21 protein-coding genes and 1 pseudogene are annotated in these 21,583 nt (G+C 52.6%); 16 read left to right on the top strand and 6 right to left on the bottom strand.

Annotated features, from left to right (window positions below):
• Nucleotides 1-54 precede the first annotated feature (54 nt).
• The 6 genes from DV520_RS01395 (at nt 55) to DV520_RS01370 (ending at nt 6,581) form a co-directional block, all read left to right on the top strand.
• A complete protein-coding gene (locus DV520_RS01395) occupies nt 55-969 on the top strand; it encodes an FAD:protein FMN transferase (protein ID WP_165850009.1) in 915 nt (304 codons plus the stop codon).
• Nucleotides 970-1,277: 308 nt separating this feature from the next.
• Entirely contained in the window at nt 1,278-2,045 is a 768-nt protein-coding gene (locus tag DV520_RS01390; protein ID WP_117141531.1) for an ABC transporter ATP-binding protein, read from the top strand.
• Entirely contained in the window at nt 2,038-4,020 is a 1,983-nt protein-coding gene (locus DV520_RS01385; RefSeq protein WP_242984615.1) for an FtsX-like permease family protein, read from the top strand. The genes DV520_RS01390 and DV520_RS01385 overlap by 8 nt, the downstream gene beginning before the upstream one ends.
• Nucleotides 4,021-4,056: 36 nt before the next feature.
• On the top strand, nt 4,057-4,824 hold the full coding sequence (locus DV520_RS01380; RefSeq protein ID WP_117141530.1) for a TraX family protein: 768 nt from the start codon (nt 4,057-4,059) through the stop codon (nt 4,822-4,824).
• Between the two features lie 85 nt (nt 4,825-4,909).
• Nucleotides 4,910-5,581, top strand: a complete 672-nt coding sequence (locus DV520_RS01375; protein ID WP_021919627.1) for a response regulator transcription factor — start codon at nt 4,910-4,912, stop codon at nt 5,579-5,581.
• 1 nt (nt 5,582) lies between these two features.
• Nucleotides 5,583-6,581: a sensor histidine kinase gene (locus tag DV520_RS01370; RefSeq protein WP_117141529.1), complete on the top strand. Its 999-nt coding sequence runs from the start codon at nt 5,583-5,585 to the stop codon at nt 6,579-6,581.
• A 53-nt stretch (nt 6,582-6,634) separates the two neighbouring features.
• Here DV520_RS01370 and DV520_RS01365 read toward each other — a convergent pair whose 3' ends face one another.
• The 5 genes and pseudogenes from DV520_RS01365 to DV520_RS01345 form a co-directional block, all read right to left on the bottom strand.
• The gene (locus DV520_RS01365; RefSeq protein ID WP_165850008.1) at nt 6,635-7,636 is read right to left on the bottom strand and encodes a lysylphosphatidylglycerol synthase transmembrane domain-containing protein; all 1,002 of its coding nucleotides are present in this window, start codon (nt 7,634-7,636) and stop codon (nt 6,635-6,637) included.
• A gap of 34 nt (nt 7,637-7,670) precedes the next feature.
• Nucleotides 7,671-8,357 carry a polysaccharide deacetylase family protein gene (locus DV520_RS01360; RefSeq protein ID WP_117141527.1) on the bottom strand — a complete coding sequence of 229 codons (687 nt, stop codon included), beginning with the start codon at nt 8,355-8,357 and terminating at the stop codon, nt 7,671-7,673.
• Entirely contained in the window at nt 8,351-9,418 is a 1,068-nt protein-coding gene (locus DV520_RS01355) for an MGDG synthase family glycosyltransferase (protein WP_165850007.1), read from the bottom strand. Before DV520_RS01355 ends, DV520_RS01360 begins: the two co-directional genes overlap by 7 nt.
• A 287-nt stretch (nt 9,419-9,705) precedes the next feature.
• Nucleotides 9,706-9,804 (bottom strand): annotated as a pseudogene (locus DV520_RS01350) (manganese catalase family protein); the annotation flags it as partial.
• 3 nt (nt 9,805-9,807) lie between these two features.
• The gene (locus DV520_RS01345) at nt 9,808-10,281 is read right to left on the bottom strand and encodes a spore coat protein CotJB (RefSeq protein ID WP_021919621.1); all 474 of its coding nucleotides are present in this window, start codon (nt 10,279-10,281) and stop codon (nt 9,808-9,810) included.
• Between the two features lie 208 nt (nt 10,282-10,489).
• Between DV520_RS01345 and DV520_RS01340 the strand changes: the two genes are divergently transcribed.
• Complete coding sequence (locus DV520_RS01340) at nt 10,490-11,215, top strand: N-acetylmuramoyl-L-alanine amidase (RefSeq protein ID WP_021919620.1); 726 nt, start codon at nt 10,490-10,492, stop codon at nt 11,213-11,215.
• Complete coding sequence (gene radA / locus DV520_RS01335; RefSeq protein WP_117141525.1) at nt 11,212-12,576, top strand: DNA repair protein RadA; 1,365 nt, start codon at nt 11,212-11,214, stop codon at nt 12,574-12,576. The genes DV520_RS01340 and radA overlap by 4 nt, the downstream gene beginning before the upstream one ends.
• Nucleotides 12,577-13,086: 510 nt before the next feature.
• On the opposite strand, the gene DV520_RS01330 is transcribed toward radA, so the two are convergent.
• Nucleotides 13,087-14,346, bottom strand: a complete 1,260-nt coding sequence (locus DV520_RS01330) for an HlyC/CorC family transporter (protein ID WP_021919617.1) — start codon at nt 14,344-14,346, stop codon at nt 13,087-13,089.
• Between the two features lie 208 nt (nt 14,347-14,554).
• Here DV520_RS01330 and DV520_RS01325 point away from each other — a divergent pair, with 208 nt between their 5' ends.
• The 8 genes from DV520_RS01325 (at nt 14,555) to DV520_RS01290 (ending at nt 21,564) form a co-directional block, all read left to right on the top strand.
• Entirely contained in the window at nt 14,555-15,691 is a 1,137-nt protein-coding gene (locus DV520_RS01325) for a THUMP domain-containing class I SAM-dependent RNA methyltransferase (protein ID WP_117141524.1), read from the top strand.
• A gap of 196 nt (nt 15,692-15,887) precedes the next feature.
• Nucleotides 15,888-16,175, top strand: a complete 288-nt coding sequence (locus tag DV520_RS01320; protein WP_021919615.1) for a co-chaperone GroES — start codon at nt 15,888-15,890, stop codon at nt 16,173-16,175.
• A gap of 33 nt (nt 16,176-16,208) precedes the next feature.
• A complete protein-coding gene (groL, locus tag DV520_RS01315; protein ID WP_021919614.1) occupies nt 16,209-17,846 on the top strand; it encodes a chaperonin GroEL in 1,638 nt (545 codons plus the stop codon).
• A 170-nt stretch (nt 17,847-18,016) separates the two neighbouring features.
• Nucleotides 18,017-18,682: a gamma-glutamyl-gamma-aminobutyrate hydrolase family protein gene (locus tag DV520_RS01310; protein ID WP_021919613.1), complete on the top strand. Its 666-nt coding sequence runs from the start codon at nt 18,017-18,019 to the stop codon at nt 18,680-18,682.
• A gap of 56 nt (nt 18,683-18,738) precedes the next feature.
• A complete protein-coding gene (locus DV520_RS01305) occupies nt 18,739-19,047 on the top strand; it encodes a Smr/MutS family protein (RefSeq protein ID WP_021919612.1) in 309 nt (102 codons plus the stop codon).
• 32 nt (nt 19,048-19,079) lie between these two features.
• Nucleotides 19,080-19,496, top strand: a complete 417-nt coding sequence (locus DV520_RS01300) for a PaaI family thioesterase (RefSeq protein WP_021919611.1) — start codon at nt 19,080-19,082, stop codon at nt 19,494-19,496.
• On the top strand, nt 19,496-20,410 hold the full coding sequence (mnmL, locus tag DV520_RS01295; RefSeq protein ID WP_021919610.1) for a tRNA modification radical SAM protein MnmL/YtqA: 915 nt from the start codon (nt 19,496-19,498) through the stop codon (nt 20,408-20,410). The genes DV520_RS01300 and mnmL overlap by 1 nt, the downstream gene beginning before the upstream one ends.
• 68 nt (nt 20,411-20,478) lie before the next feature.
• A complete protein-coding gene (locus tag DV520_RS01290) occupies nt 20,479-21,564 on the top strand; it encodes a CobW family GTP-binding protein (protein ID WP_021919609.1) in 1,086 nt (361 codons plus the stop codon).
• Nucleotides 21,565-21,583 lie beyond the last annotated feature (19 nt).

The following is a 21,583-nucleotide window of genomic DNA, read 5'->3' as shown; positions in this document are numbered from 1 at the left end:
ATGATTTTGTCCATGGCAGGTTGTACAGCAGGCCAGCCGGAGGAACCCCCGCATGTGTCAAAAAGCAATTTTATGCTGGATACCTACATTGAGATCACACTCTATGACTGGACCGATGCCAGCACCATTGATTTGGCTTTTGATGAAATTCGCCGCCTGGAGTCTCTGCTCAGTGTGGAACAGACCGGCAGTGATCTGGACCGCCTGGCCAAGGCAGCTGGGGAAGAATGGGTGGAGATTTCCCCCGAAACAGAAGAGGTCCTCCGCCTGTCAAAAGAATACGCAGCCCTTTCAGAGGGATACTTTGATGTGACCACAGGGCCACTGGTTTCCCTTTGGAACATTCACAACGAACAGGGGCACTATCCCTCCCAGGCGGAGTTGGAACAGGTCCTGCCGCTGATTGACAGCGATGATCTGCTGGTGAAGGAGGGACATGCCTTTTTGGCCCGGAAGGGGATGGTGGCCAACTTAGGGGCCATCGCCAAGGGTTATATTGCAGACCAAGTGAAGGAGCTCTTGGTTGCACAGGGGGTAGAACATGCGGTTTTGAACTTGGGACGAAACATTCTGCTCATTGGAGACAAGCAGGAAGGGACAGCATTCACAATAGGAATTCAGGACCCCAATGAGGAGGAAGGTGTTTTGGCGGATGTGGTGTCTGCGACAGGAAAGAGCATCGTTACCTCAGGGATCGATGAACGATATTTCACCTACCAAGGGAAAAAATATCACCATATCTTGGACCCTTACACCGGATTCCCGGCAGATACCGGCCTGGCCTCTGTCACCATTCTGTCAGATACCTCAGCCCAGGGCGATGCTTTGTCCACAACGTGCTTCCTATTGGGCATAGAGAAAGGAATGGCGTTGGTAGAGCAGTTGGACGATGTGGAAGCACTTTTCATTACGACGGAAGGAGAACTCATTCCGTCTTCCGGCTATTCAAATTATCAGGTACAGCAATAAAAGACTTGAAAAGGACCACGGAAGAAAAAGTTCTTCCGTGGTCCTTTTCCTCCCTTGCCTCATTCTTATGAAAAAATATTCTTTCTGAACAAAAAATAAAAAGATAATTAAGGTTTCTATAAATCAATTGACAAGGAAAAAAGACTTATTTATTATGGCGATGCCGAGTTTTTCCCTTCCCAACAGAATGCGGCGTGTACCTTTCAAAATTGTAAGGTTTCAGCCTAAAATGTAAGGAGAAACTATGGCTGTCTCATTGTATTAAGGGTATAATATAGGCGAATTGATATAAATCCGGAGGGATCGCAATGACACTACTTGAAGTAAAAGCATTGAAAAAAACCTATACTACCCGACTGGGCGGCCATCTGGTCCCCGCCCTGACCAATGTGACCTTTTCTGTGGAGAAGGGGGAATACTTAGCCATCATGGGAGAATCGGGCTCTGGAAAGACCACACTGCTGAACATTGTGGCTTCTTTGGATCAGCCCACTGGAGGTCAGGTTCTTCTGGAGGGAAAGGATATTGGAAAAATCCGGGAGCGTGACTTGGCAGAGTTTCGCCGGAAAAATCTGGGGTTCGTTTTCCAGGATTTTAACTTATTGGACACCTTTTCTCTGCGGGACAACATTTACCTCCCCTTGGTCCTGTCTGGCATGCACCATGAGGAAATGGCCCGCCGGCTGGCCCCTCTGGCAAAAAAGCTTTCCATCGAGGACATTTTGGAGAAATATCCCTATGAGGTCTCCGGCGGGCAAAAGCAGCGGGTTGCTGTGGCCCGTGCCTGCATCACAGATCCCCGGCTTCTTCTGGCAGATGAACCCACAGGTGCGCTGGACTCCCGGTCCGCAGATCAGCTCTTGGACCTTTTTGAGCAGATCAATCGGGAAGGGCAGACCATCCTCATGGTGACCCACTCCGCCAAAGCGGCCAGCCGCGCCAGCCGGGTCCTTTTCATTAAGGATGGAGAGGTGTTCCATCAGCTCTACCGGGGTGGACGCACCAATGAGGCGATGTTCACACAGATCGCGGACACCTTAACCGCCCTGGCCACGGGGGGTGCTGACCGTGGGTAAACTCTTTTTCCCCAAGATGGCCGCCGGAAATTTGGTCCGTAACCGCCGCTTTGTGTTTCCCTACTTGCTGACAGGGATCATTACTGTGGCTATGTTCTATAATATTACCTTTCTGGCTTGGCACCAAGAAATTCGGAATATGCCTGGAGGAGACACAATCCCTGCCATTATGTATTTGGGAACTATTGTGGTCGGGATTTTTTCCATCATATTTTTGCTGTATACCAACAGTTTTTTGATCAAACGGCGGCATAAAGAAATCGGCCTTTACAACATTTTGGGCATGTCGAAGCGGCATATTGCAGTGGTTCTCTTATGGGAGACGCTGTATACCTGCCTGGTCACCATCGTTGGCGGCATTCTGCTGGGGATTCTTCTGTCCAAGCTGCTGCTCCTGCTGCTTTACAAAATTTTGTTCTTTACCGTGCAGTTTGGTTTTTCGGTGAACTTTACCTCTGTGGCTGTTACCGCCGCCCTGTTTGCGGGGATCTATCTGGTGGCCCTAATGCGCAACCTTCTGCACGTCAGCCTTTCCAAGCCGGTAGAGCTCCTGCGGGGAGGGAACGTGGGGGAAAAGGAACCGAAAACGAAAGTTCTCCTGACAATAGTAGGCCTTATCACCCTGGGGGCCGGCTACTACATCGCCATCACCACAGAGTCCCCGCTGGATGCGCTGATGCTGTTCTTCTTAGCCGTTATCCTGGTCATCGTCGGGACCTACTGTCTGTTTACCGCAGGTTCCATCGCGTTCTTAAAGGCCATGAAAAAGCGGAAAAACTACTACTATCAGGCCAAGCATTTTATTGGGGTCTCGGGGATGCTCTATCGAATGAAGCAAAATGCCGTGGGTCTGTCCAATATTTGTATTCTTTCCACCATGGTCTTGGTGATGCTCTCTACCTGCGTGTGTATGTATCTTGGGGTAGGAGACGTTCTCAACGCAATGTATCCCCATGATATTACCCTCTCTCAGTCCTGGGTGGAGTCCGAAGGACCATCAAAAGAAGAATGCAGAGAAACCGTCCTTACCTTAGCCCAGCAGCATGGTCTGCGGCCGACAAAAACGCAGGAAGTAGATATCCTGCGTATGATGAATACCACTGCGGAGGGGTCCAACCTTTCAACGACAACCCGGGATGACCACCTGGGGGACCTGGTGTATACCGAAGTTATGACCGCAGACAGCTACACCCAAATCACAGGAACGCCTCTCTCCTTAGGGGAGAATGAAGCAGCGATTTACACCACAGAAAACGACGGCACATGGCATGAGGTGACTCTCTTCGGAAAGTCCTTTTCCATTGCAGCATGGCTGCCAGAATCGCCCACTGGGAAACACAGTGCCTACTCAGACCGGGAAATGATTCTTGTGGTGCCAGATGCCAGCACGTTGGAAGAAGTGTTCCAGCTGCAACTGCAGGATGAGAGCTTATCCAGCAATGTCTATTGGGAGTTCTCGCTGGACTTTGATGGCGCGGAAAAGGAGTCCGTGGAAGCGCTGTACAAAGCCATCCGTCAGATGACCTTTGAGACGGAAGGGAACTACATGGTAAGCTGCCGGCCGGCGCAGGAAAGTGAATTTTATTCCATGTATGGTGGTCTCCTCTTCCTCGGTTCGTTCCTGGGCGCTCTGTTCCTGATGGCCACAGTTTTGATTATTTACTATAAGCAGATTTCGGAAGGGTACGAGGACAAAGCGCGTTTTGCCATCATGGAGAAGGTGGGCATGAGCCAGCAGCAAATCAGAAGCGCCATTCGAAGCCAAGTCCGTGCTGTCTTTTTCCTCCCGCTTCTCGGTGCGGTGATCCATTTGCTGGCTGCGTTCAAAATGATCACCAAACTCATGTCTGCACTGAACCTTACCAATGTCTCTCTGTTCGCGCTGTGCTGCCTGGGAACCGTTGTCGTATTCGGCATGGGATATTTCATCATTTATCACCTGACAGCCCGGACATACTATAAAATCGTCCGATAAACATTCTATCCAATCACACAGAAATGAGAGATCTTCATGGCAGCGAAAAAGCAATACACCGCCTTTCAATGGAAATGCTTCATGGCGTTTCTCATGGTTTTGGACCATCTGCCCTATATTCCTGGGTTGGTGCCTCCCACAGTAACAGGCATATTTCATGTACTCACCCGCTGTGTGGGCGTGTGGTTTGCCTACTTGGCAGTGGAGGGGTTCCTGCATACCAAAAGCCGGGTCCGGTATATGGCGCGCTTGTTTGTTTGGGCCGGGATCATGGCGCTGGGCAACGCTCTCTATAATACGATCGGCGCGTCCCGGGGGCTTCACCTGTCCAACAATATCTTTCTCACGTTGGCACTGGGCGTCCTGATGCTTAACATTTTGGTAGGCAGCAATCCGGCGACCCAGTGGGGGGTGCGTCCCCGGTCCGCAGGGGAGTGGACACTCCGTCTTTTCGGCGTAATCCTTGTCTTGGCAGCCAGTCTTTTCTCCGAAGGCGGTATCCTGATTCTTCCCTTTCTTCTCATCACTTATTTGTGCCGGGAACGGATGGTCCTGCGCAATGTACTCTATTTTGCGCTGTCCGCTGTGCTGTTTCTTCTGGTTTTTGTCCCTTACCCCACAGCGCAGGAGACCCTGCAAATGTTGGCATTTAACTCGGACTTTCTGTTTATTACGGTCCTGCCCGTCCTTTCTCATTATGATGGCACACGAGGGCCTAATACCAAGGGAAGCAAGTACTTTTTTTATGTGTTTTACCCTCTGCACCTTTGGGTGATTGGGATTCTCGCCTTGTGGTTGACTTGAACTTAAAAATTGGCACAGCCGTGGAAAGCATTGCGCTTTCCACGGCTGTGCGGTATGATAAAGAAAAGAAAGGGGGCATCAGGCCATGTACCGGATCTACCTGGTAGAGGATGATCGGGTGATTGCCAAGACCATTGCCGATAAATTAACCGCCTGGAACTTCACCGTAAAATGCACCCAGGACTTCTCCTCCATTCTGGGAGAATTTGTGGAATTCCAGCCCCACCTTGTCCTCATGGATATCACGCTGCCGTTTTTCAATGGGTACCACTGGTGTCAGGAAATTCGCAGGGTTTCCCAAGTTCCGATCCTTTTCCTGTCCTCGGCGGCGGAAAACATTAACATCGTTATGGCCATCAACATGGGGGCAGACGACTTTATTGCAAAGCCTTTTGACCTCTCGGTGCTGCTGGCAAAAGTCCAGGCGGCCCTTCGCCGGGCATATGACTATCAAGGGCAGAGTCATTTGCTGGAACACAACGGTGCGCTGTTCAGCAGTCTGGAATGTTCCGTGACCTATGAGGGAAAGAAGGTTGAGCTCACCAAAAATGAAACCCGTATGATGCAGGTGCTCTTGGAAAATAAGCCCAACGTAGTGTCCCGGGATACACTGATGGCAGCCCTCTGGGCTTGTGATTCCTATGTGGATGAAAACGCATTGTACGTAAACATCACAAGATTACGGAAAAAACTGGAACGTATTGGGCTGCGGGAATTCATCCAAACCAAAAAAGGCATTGGATACATGGTGAAGTAGCATGAATGACACACCGCTTTTTGGCGCTTGGCTGGCATCTCGAAAGCTGGTTGCGGCGGCGGGACTATTTTGCGCTCTGTCGGGGGTGCTGATCTTTTGGCTCTATGGACTGCCGGGAGAGGCCATTGCTTACCTGCTCTGCCTGTGCTGTATCGGAACTTCCTTCTGGGCCGTACTGAGCTTTGTGCGGTTTTGGAGGAAGCACAAGATCCTTCGAAAAATGGAGGAAGCAATTTTTGTGACAGCGGAAGACCTGCCGGAGACCACCACATTGATTGAGGAGGACTACCAACATTTGATCCAACGGCTGGTGCGGGAAAACCGTCAGCGACAAGCTGCGGCAGACAGCATGCTGGAAGATTTGACCTCCTACTATACTCTCTGGGTCCACCAGATCAAAACACCCATCGCGGCAATGGACCTGCTGTTACAGGCAGGGCCTGACAGAGCCACGGAAATGGAAATTGAACTACAGAAAATTGCACAATATGTGGATATGGTACTTCAGTACCTCCGCCTGGACAGCACGGACAAGGATTTGGTTCTGCAGCGATGTCAGCTGGATGCGGTGGTGCGGCAGACAGTGAGAAAATATGCCAAGCTCTTCATTTTGAAAAAGATCCAGCTGGTGTTTCAGGAGACAAAATGGGAAGTTTTAAGTGATGAAAAATGGCTCTGCTTCCTGCTGGAACAGCTGCTGTCCAACGCCTTAAAATACACGCCGGAAGGCGGGAAAATATCCATTTTTCTGGAAGGAGAAACAAACCTGGTGATTGCAGATACCGGCATAGGAATTGCACCGGAGGATTTGCCACGGGTGTTTGAAAAAGGGTTTACTGGAAACAACGGCCGTATGGACAAAAAAGCCACTGGCATTGGGCTCTACCTTTGCCGGCGGGTCACCAATCTGCTGGGCCATACCATTTCCATTGCATCAGAACCAGGCGTAGGGACCCAGGTTCTCCTCGGACTGGGCCGGCCGCAATTCGATATCGAATAAACCAATGACCCGCTGTCTTCTCTGGAAAAAGACAGCGGGTCATTGATTTATGATCAGGTTGTTTTTGCCGCTGGATGCCGCCAGGCGAGCCGCAGAAAACGAAACGCGAGAAACAATCCGCTCAGGAGCAGAAAGAAGTAAAAACTGACTGTCCGGCTCAGCAGCATGGCGCTGGGGAGAAGGGCTCCCGGGAAGATTGTTTGATATAGCAAGAGAAACCCTCCCTCTGTGAGACCAACCGCGCCAGGCAGGGGCAGGGAGGACACCGAGAGAAACAGAACGCCCTGCAGCCCAACCATCGCCCAAAAAGACTGTCCCTGCAGCCCAAAAGCCAAGTAAACCCAGAACGGAACACTGTGGTAAGCTGCCAACTGTACAAGAGAGGTGAGAAACATCTTACCCAGCTGCCGTTTATGGGTACGGTAACACCTGGTACATTGCCGCAAATCCTTCCACTGCTTTTCTCCCCAGCGTCTCCAGCCTTCTGCGCGCTGGGGAAAAAGGCGGCGCGCTGGCCGCATCAGCCATCCCCAAAGAGTGGGAAGGGCCCGTGGAGAGAACACCGCACCGCACAGAGCCACCACCACCAGCAGATTGAGCACTGCGCCAAATGCAAAGCAGAGCCACACGCCGTTCCCCAGGCGGATCAGCTGCGCATGGTGCAGGAAAAAACCAACACTGGCCCAAAAAACCGCAGCCAACTGAAAGGAGAAAAAGTCGGTCAGCAGCGCCAGGGCGCCAGGTGCTGGTGCGTGTCCGTCCCGATACATGGCATAGAGCTGCATCGGCTGACCACCAGAAGCAGAAGGGGTCACGGAACTGAAGAAAAACCCCGTAATGGCGTAGAGAAGGCAGGAGGCGTACGGCGCCGGAGAGCCAAACAGTCCCAAACCAGTTTGAATGTTTTTGGCTTCACAGCAGAAAAAGAGCATCATGCAGGCCGCGCCCACAGCCAGCCAGGACCATTCCGCCTGACCCAGCGCGGTCCATAGCTTGCCCGGGTCCTGGTCGGACAGAAGGATATAAAATGTAAGTCCCAAGAGGGCCAGAAACATCCCTCCACAGGCAATGCCTTTTTTCCAATGTAATTTATTCATACAGGTCTAATGTCTGAAAGCGAAACCCCTGTTCCAGCCACTGGGGCAACAGGGTTTGCAATGCTTGAATGGTCCGACCCGGCGCGCCGGCATTTCCCCGTCCATCATGCAGACAAATGACCGCGCCTGGATAGGCGCGAAGCCGCAGACGCCGGGCAATCTCGTCCGGCGTCATGCTCCGCTTCCAATCTTGGGCCATCACATCCCAGAGGACCAGCCGCAGATGGCGCGCTCGGATTTGACGGAGGGAGGCCCAGTTCACCACACCCCAAGGTGGACGGAAATATTGCGGCGAGATACCCAACTGGGCAAGGGCCTCCAATCCGTCTGAAAAATCAGACCGGGTCTGTTTGGGTGTCATGAGATAGGCACTGCGGTGAGATGCAGAGTGAAACCCAATGAGATGTCCCTCCGCCTGCATTCTCTGGATCAGCGCGGGATTTTTCCGGGCAAACTCTGTCACCACGAAAAATGTGGCTGGGATATGGTAGCTTGCCAGCAGGTCCAGCAGAATAGGGGTATATTCCGGATGTGGTCCGTCATCAAACGTAAGATACAGTGTCCCTTCCCGCCAGCGGTTTCTCCGCCCCATCCGGTGCCGCGTCTTTTGCCAGGTGGAGGGGAGAAAGGCATAACTCCCGACGGTCAGTCCCCCCACCAAAAAAAGCGGAATCAACATACAGCCCGCCTTGTCTCTGCAAAACGGTCCAAAGGGGTCGTCTGGTCCAGACTTCGCAGCGCCACCGCCATTCGCTGCTTCATATCCTCCAATGCCTCCGGGTCCCGCAGAAGAGAGAGCACCTCTGAGGCCTCTTTCCCTTTGTCCCAAAGGACTTTCCCAAATCCCTGCTGTTCAATATAAGCGGCATTGGCCTCCTCCTGCATGAGGAAGGGGCGGAGCAAGCACATAGGGGTTCCCGTATGGATTGCCTCAAACGTGGTGATTCCTCCCGCTTTTGTCAGAAGAAGATCGGCCCGCGCCATATACTGGGCCACCTTCTGGGTAAATCCGATGACCTCAAAGGAGGGATAAGACTTCGTCAGTTCCCGGCGGAGACTCTCATTCTGCCCTGTAATCACCGTGACGTGGAGATCAGAGGCCGCGTCCAGTGCGGAGAGCAGTTCTTCCGCCCGGGGGATCAGTCCCAATCCACCGCCCATCACCAGCACTTCCTTGGGAGAGGAGGATGCATGGAACTGAAACTGAAATGCCTGCCGCACAGGAATTCCACTGACAACTACACGCTCGGCCGGGATTCCCCTGCGAAGAAGTTGAAGCCGGGTGGACTCATCCCCTACGAAATAGCAGTCTGTTCCAGGGGCAATCCACTCACTGTGGGCGTCCAGATCCGTAATGTAAGTATAAAGGGGCAGGGTGCTCCCGGTGGTCCGCTTGTAGGCGGAGATATATTGGGAGCTGAGCGGCAGGGTTGAGATCACCAGATCCGCCTGGCTTTCATACAGCAGTTGGTCCAATTTTTGAACCATCGTTCGCTTCATCGGGGTACAGCGGTAACGGCCCGCCATTCGATTGAGCATATTATAGACGCCAGAGCAGTAGTTGACGGTAAAATCAAAACAGCCGTAGACCAGTCTGTGCAGCTGGGGAAAGCAGTCCTCCACAATATCCAGCACAGTCACAGATGCGGTGGGCTCCTGGCGGAGGATCTCCTCCTGCACTGCCTGGGCTGCGGCAATGTGCCCCATGCCAAACTGTCCGGTGAAGATTAAAACATGCATGCGTTTCCCTCCTTCTGGGGTTTTGTATCCCGGTTTTCCCGGCATCTTTAGTATAGCAGGGGAATCTTTTGGCAGAATTAAGAGAAAATGAAGGTTTCCTTAAGAGAATGGGTAGAAATTATTATTTCTCCGTCTGGTTTTACCATAGCCCTAAATTGCGGCACCCGCAACCAGACCTGTCCTTTTTACAACAGTTCCGGTCAAACTTGTCCACAGAAAAAAACACCATGTTATTTTTGACAAATTTTTTGTCAAAAACGGAGCATAGGTTATCGTAGCCTATTGCACTCAGGCCCGCCGTACTGGGAGATGATTTGTGCGGCCAGTTTAGGGTTGGTGTTCTTGATCCGGACAGGATACTGCAGCTTTTTCTGATATACAAACATGTCTTACGCCTCCTCCTCGCTATACTGCCAGGGCCAGGGGCCATTGCCCCAGGTGTAGGTGCTGTTCAGTGCAGCGTCATTCTGGGTCAAAGGACCGTGCTGCTCTACATAGCTTTCACGGGCAGCTTTTTCCAGCTCCACATAGTTTTGGAAGAGCGCGAAGGCTTCGCTGTCGTTGGGATGGGTGTCCAGATAAAGGCCCAGTTCTTGGATCACAAAGTCCAGGGCCCGCAGCTGGTTCAGCTTGGTATCCGCCAGTTGGGGGGCGTTGACCTTCAAGTGGAAGGGGAGATCCAAATCAGGAAAGAGCGTGCCGTTTTCCAAGGCCTTCGTCTTGGAGTACCGCTGCGGGGCAGTTCCCTGGCTGACAACAAAGGGGACCGCGAAGGGACCGCAGGCAGGCAGAGAGCCCTGCCCGGAAGGACAGGATGGGCGGTTTCCGCCCGATTGCATTCCGTTGGAATTGAGAAAGGACAATGGAAGTACCTCCTTTTACAAAAACGACGCAAAATCAAAGGGATTCGCGTTCAGTCCAGTCTATGCCCCAAAGTGGGAAATGGGAACCGAATGCGGCAGAGGATTGCGGAACAGAGGATTCTTTGCTATAATTTTAGGGAATCTCTTCCGAAGAGGGAAAGTATGTCCCGCAGCTTCCCGGCATAAGGTGCCTGGGGAGGGATGTCTTTTGAACCGATTGAAACAGCGCATCACATGGTGTGGCCTCTTGCTCACGGCTCTGGCCGTCGTGGTGCTGGCCCAGGGGACCTGGCTGGAGAAAGCTGACCCTACTTTTGCCCGAATGACCCAACAGACGTTAATCATCGACCCCGGGCACGGAGGAGAAGACGGCGGTGCGGTCTCTGTGTCCGGAAAGTCCGAGAGCCAAATCAATCTGGCCATCGCCTTGGAGCTGGACCAGCTGATGGGCTTTTACGGTGTCCCTACTGTGATGACCCGAAGCACCGATGTCTCCATCCACGATCCGGAAGCCAGTACGTTACGGGAGAAAAAAGTCTCCGACCTTCATAATCGGGTGGCTCTGATTAATCAGGTGGAGAACGCCACCCTCATCAGTATCCACCAGAATTCCTCCCCCAGCCCCAGCCACCGGGGCATTCAAGTGTTTTATGGGGACGAGGCGCTCTCCTTGCCGCTGGCACAGGCGATACAGCAGACGATGCTGGAGGTCCTTTCTCCCGAGAAAAAGCGGGCTCCCCAGCATATTGCCTCCTCGGTCTACCTGATGAACCATATCTCCTGCCGGGCCGTTTTGGTGGAATGTGGCTTTTTGTCCAACGCAGAAGAAGACCGTCTGCTCCAGGAGCCGGCCTACCAAATGAAACTGGCCATCACCATGGCCGCCTGTTACCTCAGCAGCGGAAGTTCGCAAGAAGGAGAATCCTTTGTATGAAGGCCAAAACCATTTTTTACTGCACCCAGTGCGGAAATGAGACTCCGAAATGGCAGGGGCAGTGCTCCGCCTGTGGTGCCTGGAACACGATTGTAGAGCAGCCCGCCCCGGCCAAGGGAAAGAGCGGCGGGAAACCGGCCCTCTCTACAGGGCCCATACGAAAGCCAAAACGGGTCTCTGAAATGGTCATTGACCAGGAAATTCGCTTCCCCACTGGCTTGGCGGAATTGGACCGCGTCTTGGGCGGCGGCGCGGTCCAGGGTTCTCTTGTCCTGATCGGCGGGGCGCCGGGGATTGGAAAATCCACGCTGATGCTCCAGATCTGCCATCAGCTCTGTCAGTTTGCCAAAGTTCTCTATGTCTCCGGAGAGGAATCAGAGCGCCAGCTGAAGCTCCGGGCAGAGCGGCTGGGCGTGGGGGAGATGGGGTTATATCTCTTTGCCGAGAATGATCTGGAACAGGTCTCCGCCGCCGTGGAAGAGACAGCCCCGGATATTCTGATTGTGGACTCGATTCAGACGATGTATACCGGAGATCAGTCAACCTCTCCGGGCAGCATTTCCCAGGTGAAGGAATGCACCATGGCCCTGATGCAGTTGGCTAAGGGGCGTGGAATCACCGTTTTTGTCATTGGCCATGTCAATAAAGAGGGAAACCTGGCAGGTCCCAAGGTTCTGGAACACATGGTGGACTGTGTCCTCTATTTTGAAGGGGACCGCCATATGTCTTACCGCATTCTCCGGGCCGCCAAAAACCGTTATGGCGCCACCAATGAGATTGGTGTATTTGAGATGGATGACACAGGGCTGCGGGAGGTGCCGAACCCCTCCCAGATGTTACTGGAAGGACGGCTAACCGAAGAGCCCGGCACCTGTGTCACCTGCGTTATGGAGGGTGCCCGCCCTGTATTGGCAGAGGTACAGGCCCTGTTGACCCCCACGTCCTTTGGCACGCCCCGCCGAAGCACCAATGGTTTTGATTATAACCGGGCCATGCTGCTCATGGCCGTTCTGGAAAAGCGGGGAGGGCTGGGAGTCAATACCTGCGACGCCTATCTCAATGTCATCGGGGGACTGTATCTGGATGAGCCGGGGGCCGATCTGGCAGCCGTGCTGGCGCTGGCCTCCAGCTTTCGGGACAAGCCTGTGCCACCGGACCTAGTCGCCGTAGGAGAGGTGGGACTCACAGGAGAGCTTCGTTCTGTCTCTGCCCTCAGTCAGCGCCTGTCAGAAGTACGGCGCCTGGGCTTTACCAAGTGTTTGGTTCCCCAGCGGCATGGACGGCAGACCATTGTGCCCCCGACAGGGTTACAGCTGATCCCGGTGAAAAACATCCGAGAGGCGCTGGCGGTTCTCCTGTGAGGCAGCATGGGGCAGGAAGTGAACGCACCCCTTGTGCGCGGAAGGGTTTCCTCCAGAACCCGCCCGGGAGAGCGTGCAGTATCCATCCTTTTGATAGATGCAGGGATCGGTACAGGGGATGAAATTCATGGGCATCACCTTCTTCTGATTTGGTGGTTGTAGTATTCGCCAACAGATGGGAAATTATGACGTTATTTTATCTTTCACAAAAAATACAGCAACGGCAGGCAGCTGTGATACGCTGCCTGCCGTTGCTGTATTTGTCCTGTGTATGTTGCCTATCATACCGGAAGGAAAAGAGAACCAGGGAAATTATCAAAATGCCATAGGGGATCGCAGCTCCAACCAGCACCCATATAAAGAGAAATTCTCTCGTCAAACCAAAACAGAGAATACTGCTCACCATGGTCAAGCTCTCTCTGTTTATCTACCCACAAATTGGAACCATCGACGCATCTGCACAAAAAAACAGACCCAAGGGGAAATGATTCCTCTTGAGTCTATTTCACATTACGTTTCCGATTCTGACTTCGGCAGGACAAACACCCGGATCTCTAAAATCCGTTGGTGCTCTACTCGCGTCACCGTGACATCCAGCGTCTCATAGACAAAATGGTCCCCCTCCACTGGAACACGTCCCAACTGTTCCATCACCCATCCGCTGATTGTGGCAGAATCAATGTCTACAGCCCGCAGGGAAAAGCGGTCGAAGAGATCATCCAGATTGGCAGAGCAGGAGATGAGATAGCTGCCGTCCCCTTGGGGCTTAAACTCCTCAATCACCTCATCGTGCTCATCCCAAATTTCGCCCACCAATTCCTCCAGAATATCCTCCATCGTCACGATTCCCATGGTGCCGCCGTATTCATCCACAACCACTGCCATGTGGGTTTTCCGTAGCTGAAGCAGACGAAGAAGGTCCGATATCTTGGTCGATCCTGTGGTATAAAAAACCTTACTGACCAAGCTGATCACATCTGTGTGGTTGTGGTAACGGGCAGAGAAGAAATCTTTCTCATGGACCACACCAATGATATTGTCAATAGAACCATGATAGACCGGAATCCGGGAATATCCATTTTCCGCAAACAGGACGGCAAACTCCTCCATGGTAATGGTATCCGGCGCCGCCACAATATCCACCCGCGGAGTGAGGATATCTTCCACCTCCATGTCGTTAAACTCAATGGCTGCCCGAATCAGCTCACTTTCATGGTGCTCCAACCCACCTTCGTTTTCTGCCTCTTCCACCATGGTAATCAGTTCCTCCTCTGTAATGCCTTCCTCTTCTGAAGAGCGGAAGAGCCTGATAGCTGCCTTTTGAAATAAGCTGAAAAACAGATGCAACGGCGTCAAAATCACAAGGCAAACTCGCAAAGCAGGGGCAGCACGCATACAGAAGGTTTCTGCTTGATCATTGGCCAGCGTCTTGGGGGTGATCTCACCAAAAATCAGAACAATGATCGTCAGCACAACAGTAGAGGCCGCCGGACCATAGACCGGACCCAACAACTTCGTAAAGAGAACGGTTCCCAATGTGGCAGCCGTCAGATTGACAATATTATTGCCAATCAGAATGCAGGAGAGAACTTTGTCATACTTCTCCAACAGGTCCAATGCATTCTGGGCGCGGGGATTGCCATCCTCCGCTTTGTTTTTCAGGCGAACCTTGTTGACCGAAGAGTAGGCCGTCTCCGTGGAGGAACACCATGCAGAGAGCCCCACTAAAATGACTAAAATCACGATGATTGCTATACAGGTACTGTCCATAAGGGACACATCATCTCATCTTTCCAATTAAAATTTTTTGTTTGGGACAGTCATTCGCAAGCTTACCATTTTCTTTAGCATATCATATCGTCTGACCAAATGCAAGAAAAGAAGGGAAAAAGAATTCCCCCGCAGAAAAGGTTTGCCAAACGGAAAAAAAGCAGGTATACTTTTAAGCATTGTTGTCAGGATAGAGAGGATCAAAGTTATGGATCAATTCACCTTTGTCATTCCAACCCTTCTTGGGGTAGAGGGCTTGACAGCGGACGAGCTCCGGCGCATGAACATGCAGCAGGTTCGGGCTGAGAACGGCCGGGTCTTCTGCCAGGGTACCATGGAGGACATTCCCCGGCTGAACCTCCGGCTTCGGACAGGAGAACGGGTCTTGATTTCTCTGGGCACCTTCCCAGCCCATTCTTTTGAAGACCTTTTTCAGGGAACCAAAGCCCTTCCCTGGGAAGAATTCATCCCTTCCAACGGTGCTTTTCCCGTCAAAGGCTTCAGCCTGAATTCCACCCTGCACAGCGTGCCGGCCTGTCAGTCCATTGTGAAAAAGGCAGTGGCAACCCGACTGGGCACATGCTACCACAGACAGACGCTTCCAGAAGACGGTGCCTTATATCAAATTCAATTCTCCATCATGAAAAACACCGTTTCCTTACTTTTGGATACCACAGGCCCCGGCCTTTACAAGCGAGGCTATCGGGCAGTCGGGGTAGCGGCTCCTCTGCGGGAAACCTTGGCTGCCGCGCTGGTTCTGCTCTCCGGATATCGAGGTAGAGACCCTTTTTGTGATCCTTTTTGCGGCTCTGGCACCATCCCCATTGAGGCCGCTCTGATCGCCAAAAACCGGGCGCCTGGATTAAACCGGAGGTTTTCCGCCCAAAAATGGACCTGGCTTCCCTCCCGGGTCTGGGTAGACGGTGCAGGCGAAGCCATGGACCTGGAGTATCATGGAAACTACGAGATTTGGGGAGGAGATATTGACCCCGCCGCTGTACAGATTGCCCGGGAAAATGCGGAAAAAGCGGAGGTCGAGGAGATTGTCCGGTTTTCTCTCGCCGATGCCAGAGCCTTTTCCAGAAAGGAGCCTTATGGACGAATCGTCAGCAATCCGCCCTATGGAGAACGGCTGATGGAAAAACGGGAAGCCGAGGGATTGTACCGAGATTTTGGCAGGGCAGTACAGGGACTGCCAACTGGGTGGCGCATCAACCTTCTCTCCTCTCATACTGAATTTGAGCGGACCTTTGGGCGAACAGCGGACAAAAAAAGAAAATTATATAATGGTATGATAAAATGTGATCTCTTCCAGTACCATGAAAAAAAGAAGAGCGCTACTTAATCCCTTTCAAATCTCAGGATTCTGAAAAAATGCACAAAAATGAATATGAATTTTCTCTTCTTTTCAGAAATTTCAATGTTGCGGAATTGGCAAGGGAAGGGTATTATAATACTTGAATTAGCACTCAACCAAAAAGAGTGCTAAGCTAAAAGTTTGTGAACACCATTTGAACATACATTTGAAGGAGGAACCCAACATGACATTGAAACCTCTGGCCGACCGCGTAGTGATCAAGCGTCTGGAAGCAGAAGAAACCACCAAGGGTGGCATTATCCTGACCGCAGCCGCGAAGGAGAAGCCTGACCTGTCTGTTGTCGTCGCTGTTGGCCCCGGTGGTCTGGTTGACGGAAAAGAAGTGACCATGATCCTGAAGCCCGGCGACAAAGTCATCACCAGCAAGTACATGGGAACCGAAGTGAAAATCGACGGCGAACAGCTGACCATCGTCAAGCAGAGCGACGTCGTGGCAATTGTGGAAGACTAATTTTGACCGCAGATCGGAAGGAGAACATATATTATGGCAAAGATGCTTAGTTATGGGGAAGAAGCTCGTCAGGCACTGGAGCGCGGTGTTGACAAGCTGGCCAATACTGTCAAAGTAACGCTCGGTCCGAAGGGCCGCAATGTGGTCCTGTGGAGAGCCTATGGCACGCCCCTGGTCACCAATGACGGTGTCACCATTGCAAAGGAAATTGAACTGGAAGATCCCTTTGAAAACATGGGCGCCCAGATGGTAAAGGAAGTTTCCACCAAAACCAACGATGTGGCCGGCGACGGTACCACCACCGCCACGCTGTTGGCCCAGGCCATCATCCACGAAGGCCTGAAAAATCTGGTAGCAGGCGCCAATCCCGTTGTGATGAACAAGGGAATGGCCAAGGCAACCAAGGTCGCTGTGGAGACCATTCAGAAGAATTCTCAGCCTGTCAACGGCAGTGAGGACATTGCCCGGGTTGGTACGGTCTCTTCCGGCGATGAAAAGATCGGCACCTTGATCGCCGAGGCTATGGAAAAGGTCGGTTCTGACGGTGTCATTACCGTAGAAGAGTCCAAGACGGCTGAAACTTACAGCGAAGTGGTTGAGGGCATGCAGATTGACCGTGGTTTCCTGTCCCCCTACATGGTAACCGACACGGAAAAGATGGAAGCCGTTCTGGACGATCCTCTGATCCTCCTTACCGACAAGAAGATCAGTAACATCCAGGAAATCATTCCTATCCTGGAGCAGGTTATCCAGTCCGGCAAGAAGCTGCTGATTATGGCGGAAGACGTGGAGGGCGAAGCACTTTCCACCCTGCTGGTCAACAAACTCCGCGGCACCCTGAATGTGCTGTGCGTAAAGGCCCCTGGTTTCGGCGACCGCCGCAAGGAAATGCTCCAGGACATCGCCATCCTGACCGGCGCCACCGTGATTTCCAGCGACTACGGTCTGGAGCTTCACAACACCTCTATGGAGCACCTGGGAACGGCTCGTCAGGTGAAGGCAGGCAAGGAGACCACCATCATTGTCGATGGCGGCGGAGCTCCCGAAGCCATCAAGGAGCGCACCCAGATGATCCGCAACGAGTTTGAACGCTCCACTTCCGAGTATGACCGTGAGAAGCTGCAGGAGCGTCTGGCCCGTCTGGCCGGCGGTGTTGCTGTGATCCGGGTGGGTGCCGCTACCGAGACCGAGATGAAGGAGAAGAAGCTCCGGATTGAAGACGCTCTGAACGCTACCCGCGCCGCGGTGGAAGAGGGAATTGTTGCTGGCGGCGGAACCGCTTACGTGAATGCCATTCCCGAGATTGAGAAGTTGGTTGACAGCGTGGAGGGAGACGAAAAGACCGGCGTGCAGATCATCGCCCGGGCTCTGACCGCACCTCTCCGTCAGATCGCCACCAACGCTGGCCTGGATGCCTCCGTGATCCTGGAAAAGGTAAAGAACAGCGGTGAGGTCGGATATGGGTTTGACGCATACAAGGAAGTCTATTGTGACATGATTTCCAACGGCATTGTGGACCCCACCAAGGTAACCCGCTCCGCCCTGGAGAATGCCGCTTCCATCTCTGCTATGCTGCTGACCACGGAAGCACTGGTCGGTGACCGTTTGGCACCTCCCTCCGCCACAGGTGCTGGGATGCCTGCAGGTGATATGAGCGGCGCAATGTACTAAGATAAACTGACGCGACAGCGAAGGATTCGCTGGTCCGTGGCAAAGGCGCACCGAATCCTCGGTGCGTCTTTGCCGTACTAAATGAAAAAGATTTTCCAAAAACGGCAGAGTTGTGATATAATAAAAATATACAGTCTCTGGCTGGAATGAATCAAAGGAGGCATGTCCTTTTGAAACCTCGCATTTTGATTTCCCGCTCTCCTGAGAGCAGCGGCCTGTATGAAGCCGCCGTGGAGAAAGCCGGCGGTGAGGCATTGTCTTTTCACTGTCCTGATCCGGAGATGGACTTCGACGGTTTAATTTTGGCTGGCGGGGGAGATGTCGATCCTTCGGAATTTGGTGAGTCTGATTTGGGGTCCCGTGAAATTGATCTGCCCAGAGACAAAGTAGAATTGGCTTTGGTGAACCGGTGTGTCTGTGAAAATAAGCCTATCTTGGGCATTTGTCGGGGACATCAGGTGGTGAACATTGCTCTGGGGGGAAACATCTATCAGGATTTATCCCCAGCTCTTTTGGAGGTGCACGCACAGACTTCGGAGGGGAAAAATCGAACCCATCCAGTGCGCCTGTCCATCATGACCATGCTGGGTGATCTCTACGGACAGGAAATCCTGGTCAACAGTTCTCACCACCAAGCCAACCGGCAGTTTGGCCAGGGCCTGTACGCCACAGCCTGGGACGCGGTTGGCGTCGTGGAAGCCATGCAGCACGGCAGTTTGCCCATTTGGACCGTTCAGTTTCACCCTGAACAGATGACAGGGACCAACGGAGAACCAGATGGACAAAAAATCTTTGATTTCTTCCTGGAACAGTGCCGAAAGTTCACCGACAAATAATTATGAAAGGGCCAAGATATTCCTCCCGCCTTCGGGAAGTCAACCTGGAACTGGGAATGCCCTTTGCTGACCAGGCCATCAAACGTCTCACCTTTGAAATTCACCACAGCCGCGCCATGGGCTGTACAGTTCTGAAGATTATCCATGGCTATGGTTCTTCTGGAAAGGGTGGAAAAATCCGGACAGAAAGCCGAAAATATCTCACACGGCTGAAACGTCAGGGAGAGATTCGGGATTTTGTCAAAGGGGAACAATTCTCCATCTTTGAGGAAGCCACACGCCAGGCCTTTGCCCGGTGTGAAGAACTGCGCCGGGATCACGATCTGGACCGTTATAACAATGGCGTAACCTTTATTCTTTTATAAGTGATCGAAACGACCGAGAAAGTGAGGGCTCCATGGATTTTCAGGCAATGGTCAATGATACCAACCAAAAAAATTCCTTCATGCTGCACAATGGAATTCAGCTGACCAAGATGGAACGGGACCATGCTGTCGTGGAGGCTGACCTTACCACTTGGAATCGAAATCTTTACGGCGCGGTCCATGGGGGAATGTTCCTGACCATGGCCGACTGTGCCGCAGGAGGAGCAGCCCGGAGCAACGGGATGCGCTATGTCACCATCAGCAACAGCTTTGAATTCTTTCGCAATACGAAACGGGACCATCTCATTGCGGAAGGCCGGGTGAAAAGCCGGGGAACCACACTGTGCGTGGTAGAAGTGGAGATTCGTGACGAAACAGAAAAGCTCCTGTGCGGCGGAACCTTCACCATGTTCTGCGTCGGCAAGCAGGATTGCATTTCAGCAGAGTGATGTGGTACCATTCTTTTCCTCAGGCGATGCGGGAACGGTTCGGGGGAAAGGTTTATAAGCTGGCCTTGGATGGCGGCATGACCTGTCCCAACCGAGATGGCACATTAGGAACCCGCGGCTGCATTTTCTGTAGTGAGGTTGGCGCAGGGGAATTCGCTTCTCCTGCGTGTACTCATGTGGCAGAACAGCTGGCCCACGCCAAGCAGCGGGTTGCCCATAAAAATAAAGGTGGTCAATACATCGCTTATTTTCAGAGCTTTACCAATACCTATGCCCCCCTCCCGTACCTGGACGCTCTGTTTCGCCAGGCAATCGCTTCTCCGGAGATTGTTGCGCTCTCGATCGCCACGCGCCCGGACTGCCTTGGGCCAGAGGTCCTGGCCCTTTTGCAGCGCCTCAATCAAATCAAACCCGTTTGGGTGGAGCTGGGACTGCAAACCATACATCCAGACAGCGCCCGTTACATCCGGCGCGGGTACGCGCTGCCGGTCTATGATCACGCAGTCTGCGCACTCAAAAGAGCCGGCTTGGAAGTAATCACACATGTTATCCTTGGCCTCCCCGGAGAATGCCGGGAGGATATGGTGGAAACCGCCCGATACGTGGGGCGCAGCGGGGCAGACGGCATTAAACTTCAGCTGCTCCATGTGTTGGAGGGCACCGATCTGGCGCAGGAATACCGGGAGGGAAAGGTACCGGTTCTCACTTTGGAGGAATACATCCAAATATTAGAAGATTGTTTGTCCGTTCTCCCGCCAAGGATGGTCATCCATCGCCTGACCGGAGATGGTGATAAACGAACTCTGTTGGCCCCTTCCTGGAGCGCCAATAAAAAGCTGGTCCTCCATGCAATCCAAACTGCATTCGTCCGCGATCAGGTCCAGCAGGGGAGCCGATGGACAGACGATTCCTAAGCCTTGCCCAACCATAATAATACCAACCAATTTATCCATCATCACACAATACGAAGGAGGAATTCCAAATGACAAAAATTGATATTTTTTCTGGTTTTCTTGGCGCCGGGAAAACCACACTGATCAAGAAGCTGATTCAGGAAGCCTACCAGGGGGAGAAGCTGGTTCTCATTGAAAATGAATTTGGCGAAATCGGCATTGACGGCGGTTTTCTGCAGGATGCCGGCGTGGAGATCACGGAGATGAATTCCGGCTGTATCTGCTGCAGCTTGGTAGGGGATTTTGGTCAGGCGCTGGAACAGGTTCTGTTCCAATTTCACCCGGACCGGATTCTCATTGAGCCCTCTGGCGTGGGCAAGCTGTCCGATGTCATTGGAGCCGTCCAGCGCCTGGATAACCACGAGATTGTACTCAATGCTTTCGTCACTGTCGCCGATGCCACAAAGTGCAAAATTTATATGAAAAACTTCGGTGAGTTTTTCAACAACCAAATTGAGCACGCCGCTGCCATTGTGCTCAGCCGCACCAGCGGGATGAATGAGAAAAAACTTCTGGATACTGTGGCGCTGCTGCGGGAACACAATGCCAATGCCCCCATCATCACCACACCATGGGAAGAGTTGGATGGGAAAACGATCCTGGAAACCATGGAAAACAAGGATACCCTGAAAGAGGAATTGGCACACTTGGCCGCAGAGCAGGCTGCTCATGACGAATCCCACCATCATCACCACCATGAGCATGACCATGAACACCATCACCACCACGATGAAGCGTCCCACGAACATGAACACGGGCACGAAGAACATCATCACCATGACCATGAGCACCATCATCACGACGGTTCTTGTTCCTGCGGGCATGACCATGATGCCGATGAGGTCTTCATCAGCTGGGGGGCAGAAACTCCCCGCAAATACACAGAGGAGGAAATCTCTGGTGCGCTGCATGCATTGGGCGAGGAAGCAAACTATGGCGTGGTTCTCCGCGCCAAGGGAATCGTGCCCTGCCAGGATGGCACCTGGATCCACTTCGACTATGTGCCTGGAGAGCAAAATATTCGCCGCGGTCCCGCCGGCTTTACCGGTCGTCTGTGCGTCATTGGTTCTGAACTGAAAGAGCACGCGCTGGAGCATCTGTTCTGCCTGCACTGAGCAAACGAGGATAAAATAT

The sequence above is a fragment of the Evtepia gabavorous genome (assembly GCF_003425665.1).
GTDB classification, from domain to species: domain Bacteria; phylum Bacillota; class Clostridia; order Oscillospirales; family Oscillospiraceae; genus Evtepia; species Evtepia gabavorous.
The sequence above is the reverse complement of the archived record's forward strand: the minus strand, read 5'-3'. Positions and strand labels throughout refer to the sequence as shown.

Bases quoted from the DNA above. Each gene is read 5' to 3' on its own strand.
- DV520_RS01390 (WP_117141531.1), top strand. From the start codon at position 1,278: ATGACACTACTTGAAGTAAAAGCATTGAAAAAAACCTATACTACCCGA.
- DV520_RS01380 (WP_117141530.1), top strand. From the start codon at position 4,057: ATGGCAGCGAAAAAGCAATACACCGCCTTTCAATGGAAATGCTTCATG.
- DV520_RS01375 (WP_021919627.1), top strand. From the start codon at position 4,910: ATGTACCGGATCTACCTGGTAGAGGATGATCGGGTGATTGCCAAGACC.
- DV520_RS01370 (WP_117141529.1), top strand. From the start codon at position 5,583: ATGAATGACACACCGCTTTTTGGCGCTTGGCTGGCATCTCGAAAGCTG.
- DV520_RS01365 (WP_165850008.1), bottom strand. From the start codon at position 7,636: ATGTTTCTGGCCCTCTTGGGACTTACATTTTATATCCTTCTGTCCGAC.
- DV520_RS01360 (WP_117141527.1), bottom strand. From the start codon at position 8,357: ATGTTGATTCCGCTTTTTTTGGTGGGGGGACTGACCGTCGGGAGTTAT.
- DV520_RS01355 (WP_165850007.1), bottom strand. From the start codon at position 9,418: ATGCATGTTTTAATCTTCACCGGACAGTTTGGCATGGGGCACATTGCC.
- radA (WP_117141525.1), top strand. From the start codon at position 11,212: ATGAAGGCCAAAACCATTTTTTACTGCACCCAGTGCGGAAATGAGACT.
- DV520_RS01330 (WP_021919617.1), bottom strand. From the start codon at position 14,346: ATGGACAGTACCTGTATAGCAATCATCGTGATTTTAGTCATTTTAGTG.
- DV520_RS01325 (WP_117141524.1), top strand. From the start codon at position 14,555: ATGGATCAATTCACCTTTGTCATTCCAACCCTTCTTGGGGTAGAGGGC.
- DV520_RS01320 (WP_021919615.1), top strand. From the start codon at position 15,888: ATGACATTGAAACCTCTGGCCGACCGCGTAGTGATCAAGCGTCTGGAA.
- groL (WP_021919614.1), top strand. From the start codon at position 16,209: ATGGCAAAGATGCTTAGTTATGGGGAAGAAGCTCGTCAGGCACTGGAG.
- DV520_RS01305 (WP_021919612.1), top strand. From the start codon at position 18,739: ATGCCCTTTGCTGACCAGGCCATCAAACGTCTCACCTTTGAAATTCAC.
- DV520_RS01300 (WP_021919611.1), top strand. From the start codon at position 19,080: ATGGATTTTCAGGCAATGGTCAATGATACCAACCAAAAAAATTCCTTC.
- mnmL (WP_021919610.1), top strand. From the start codon at position 19,496: ATGTGGTACCATTCTTTTCCTCAGGCGATGCGGGAACGGTTCGGGGGA.
- DV520_RS01290 (WP_021919609.1), top strand. From the start codon at position 20,479: ATGACAAAAATTGATATTTTTTCTGGTTTTCTTGGCGCCGGGAAAACC.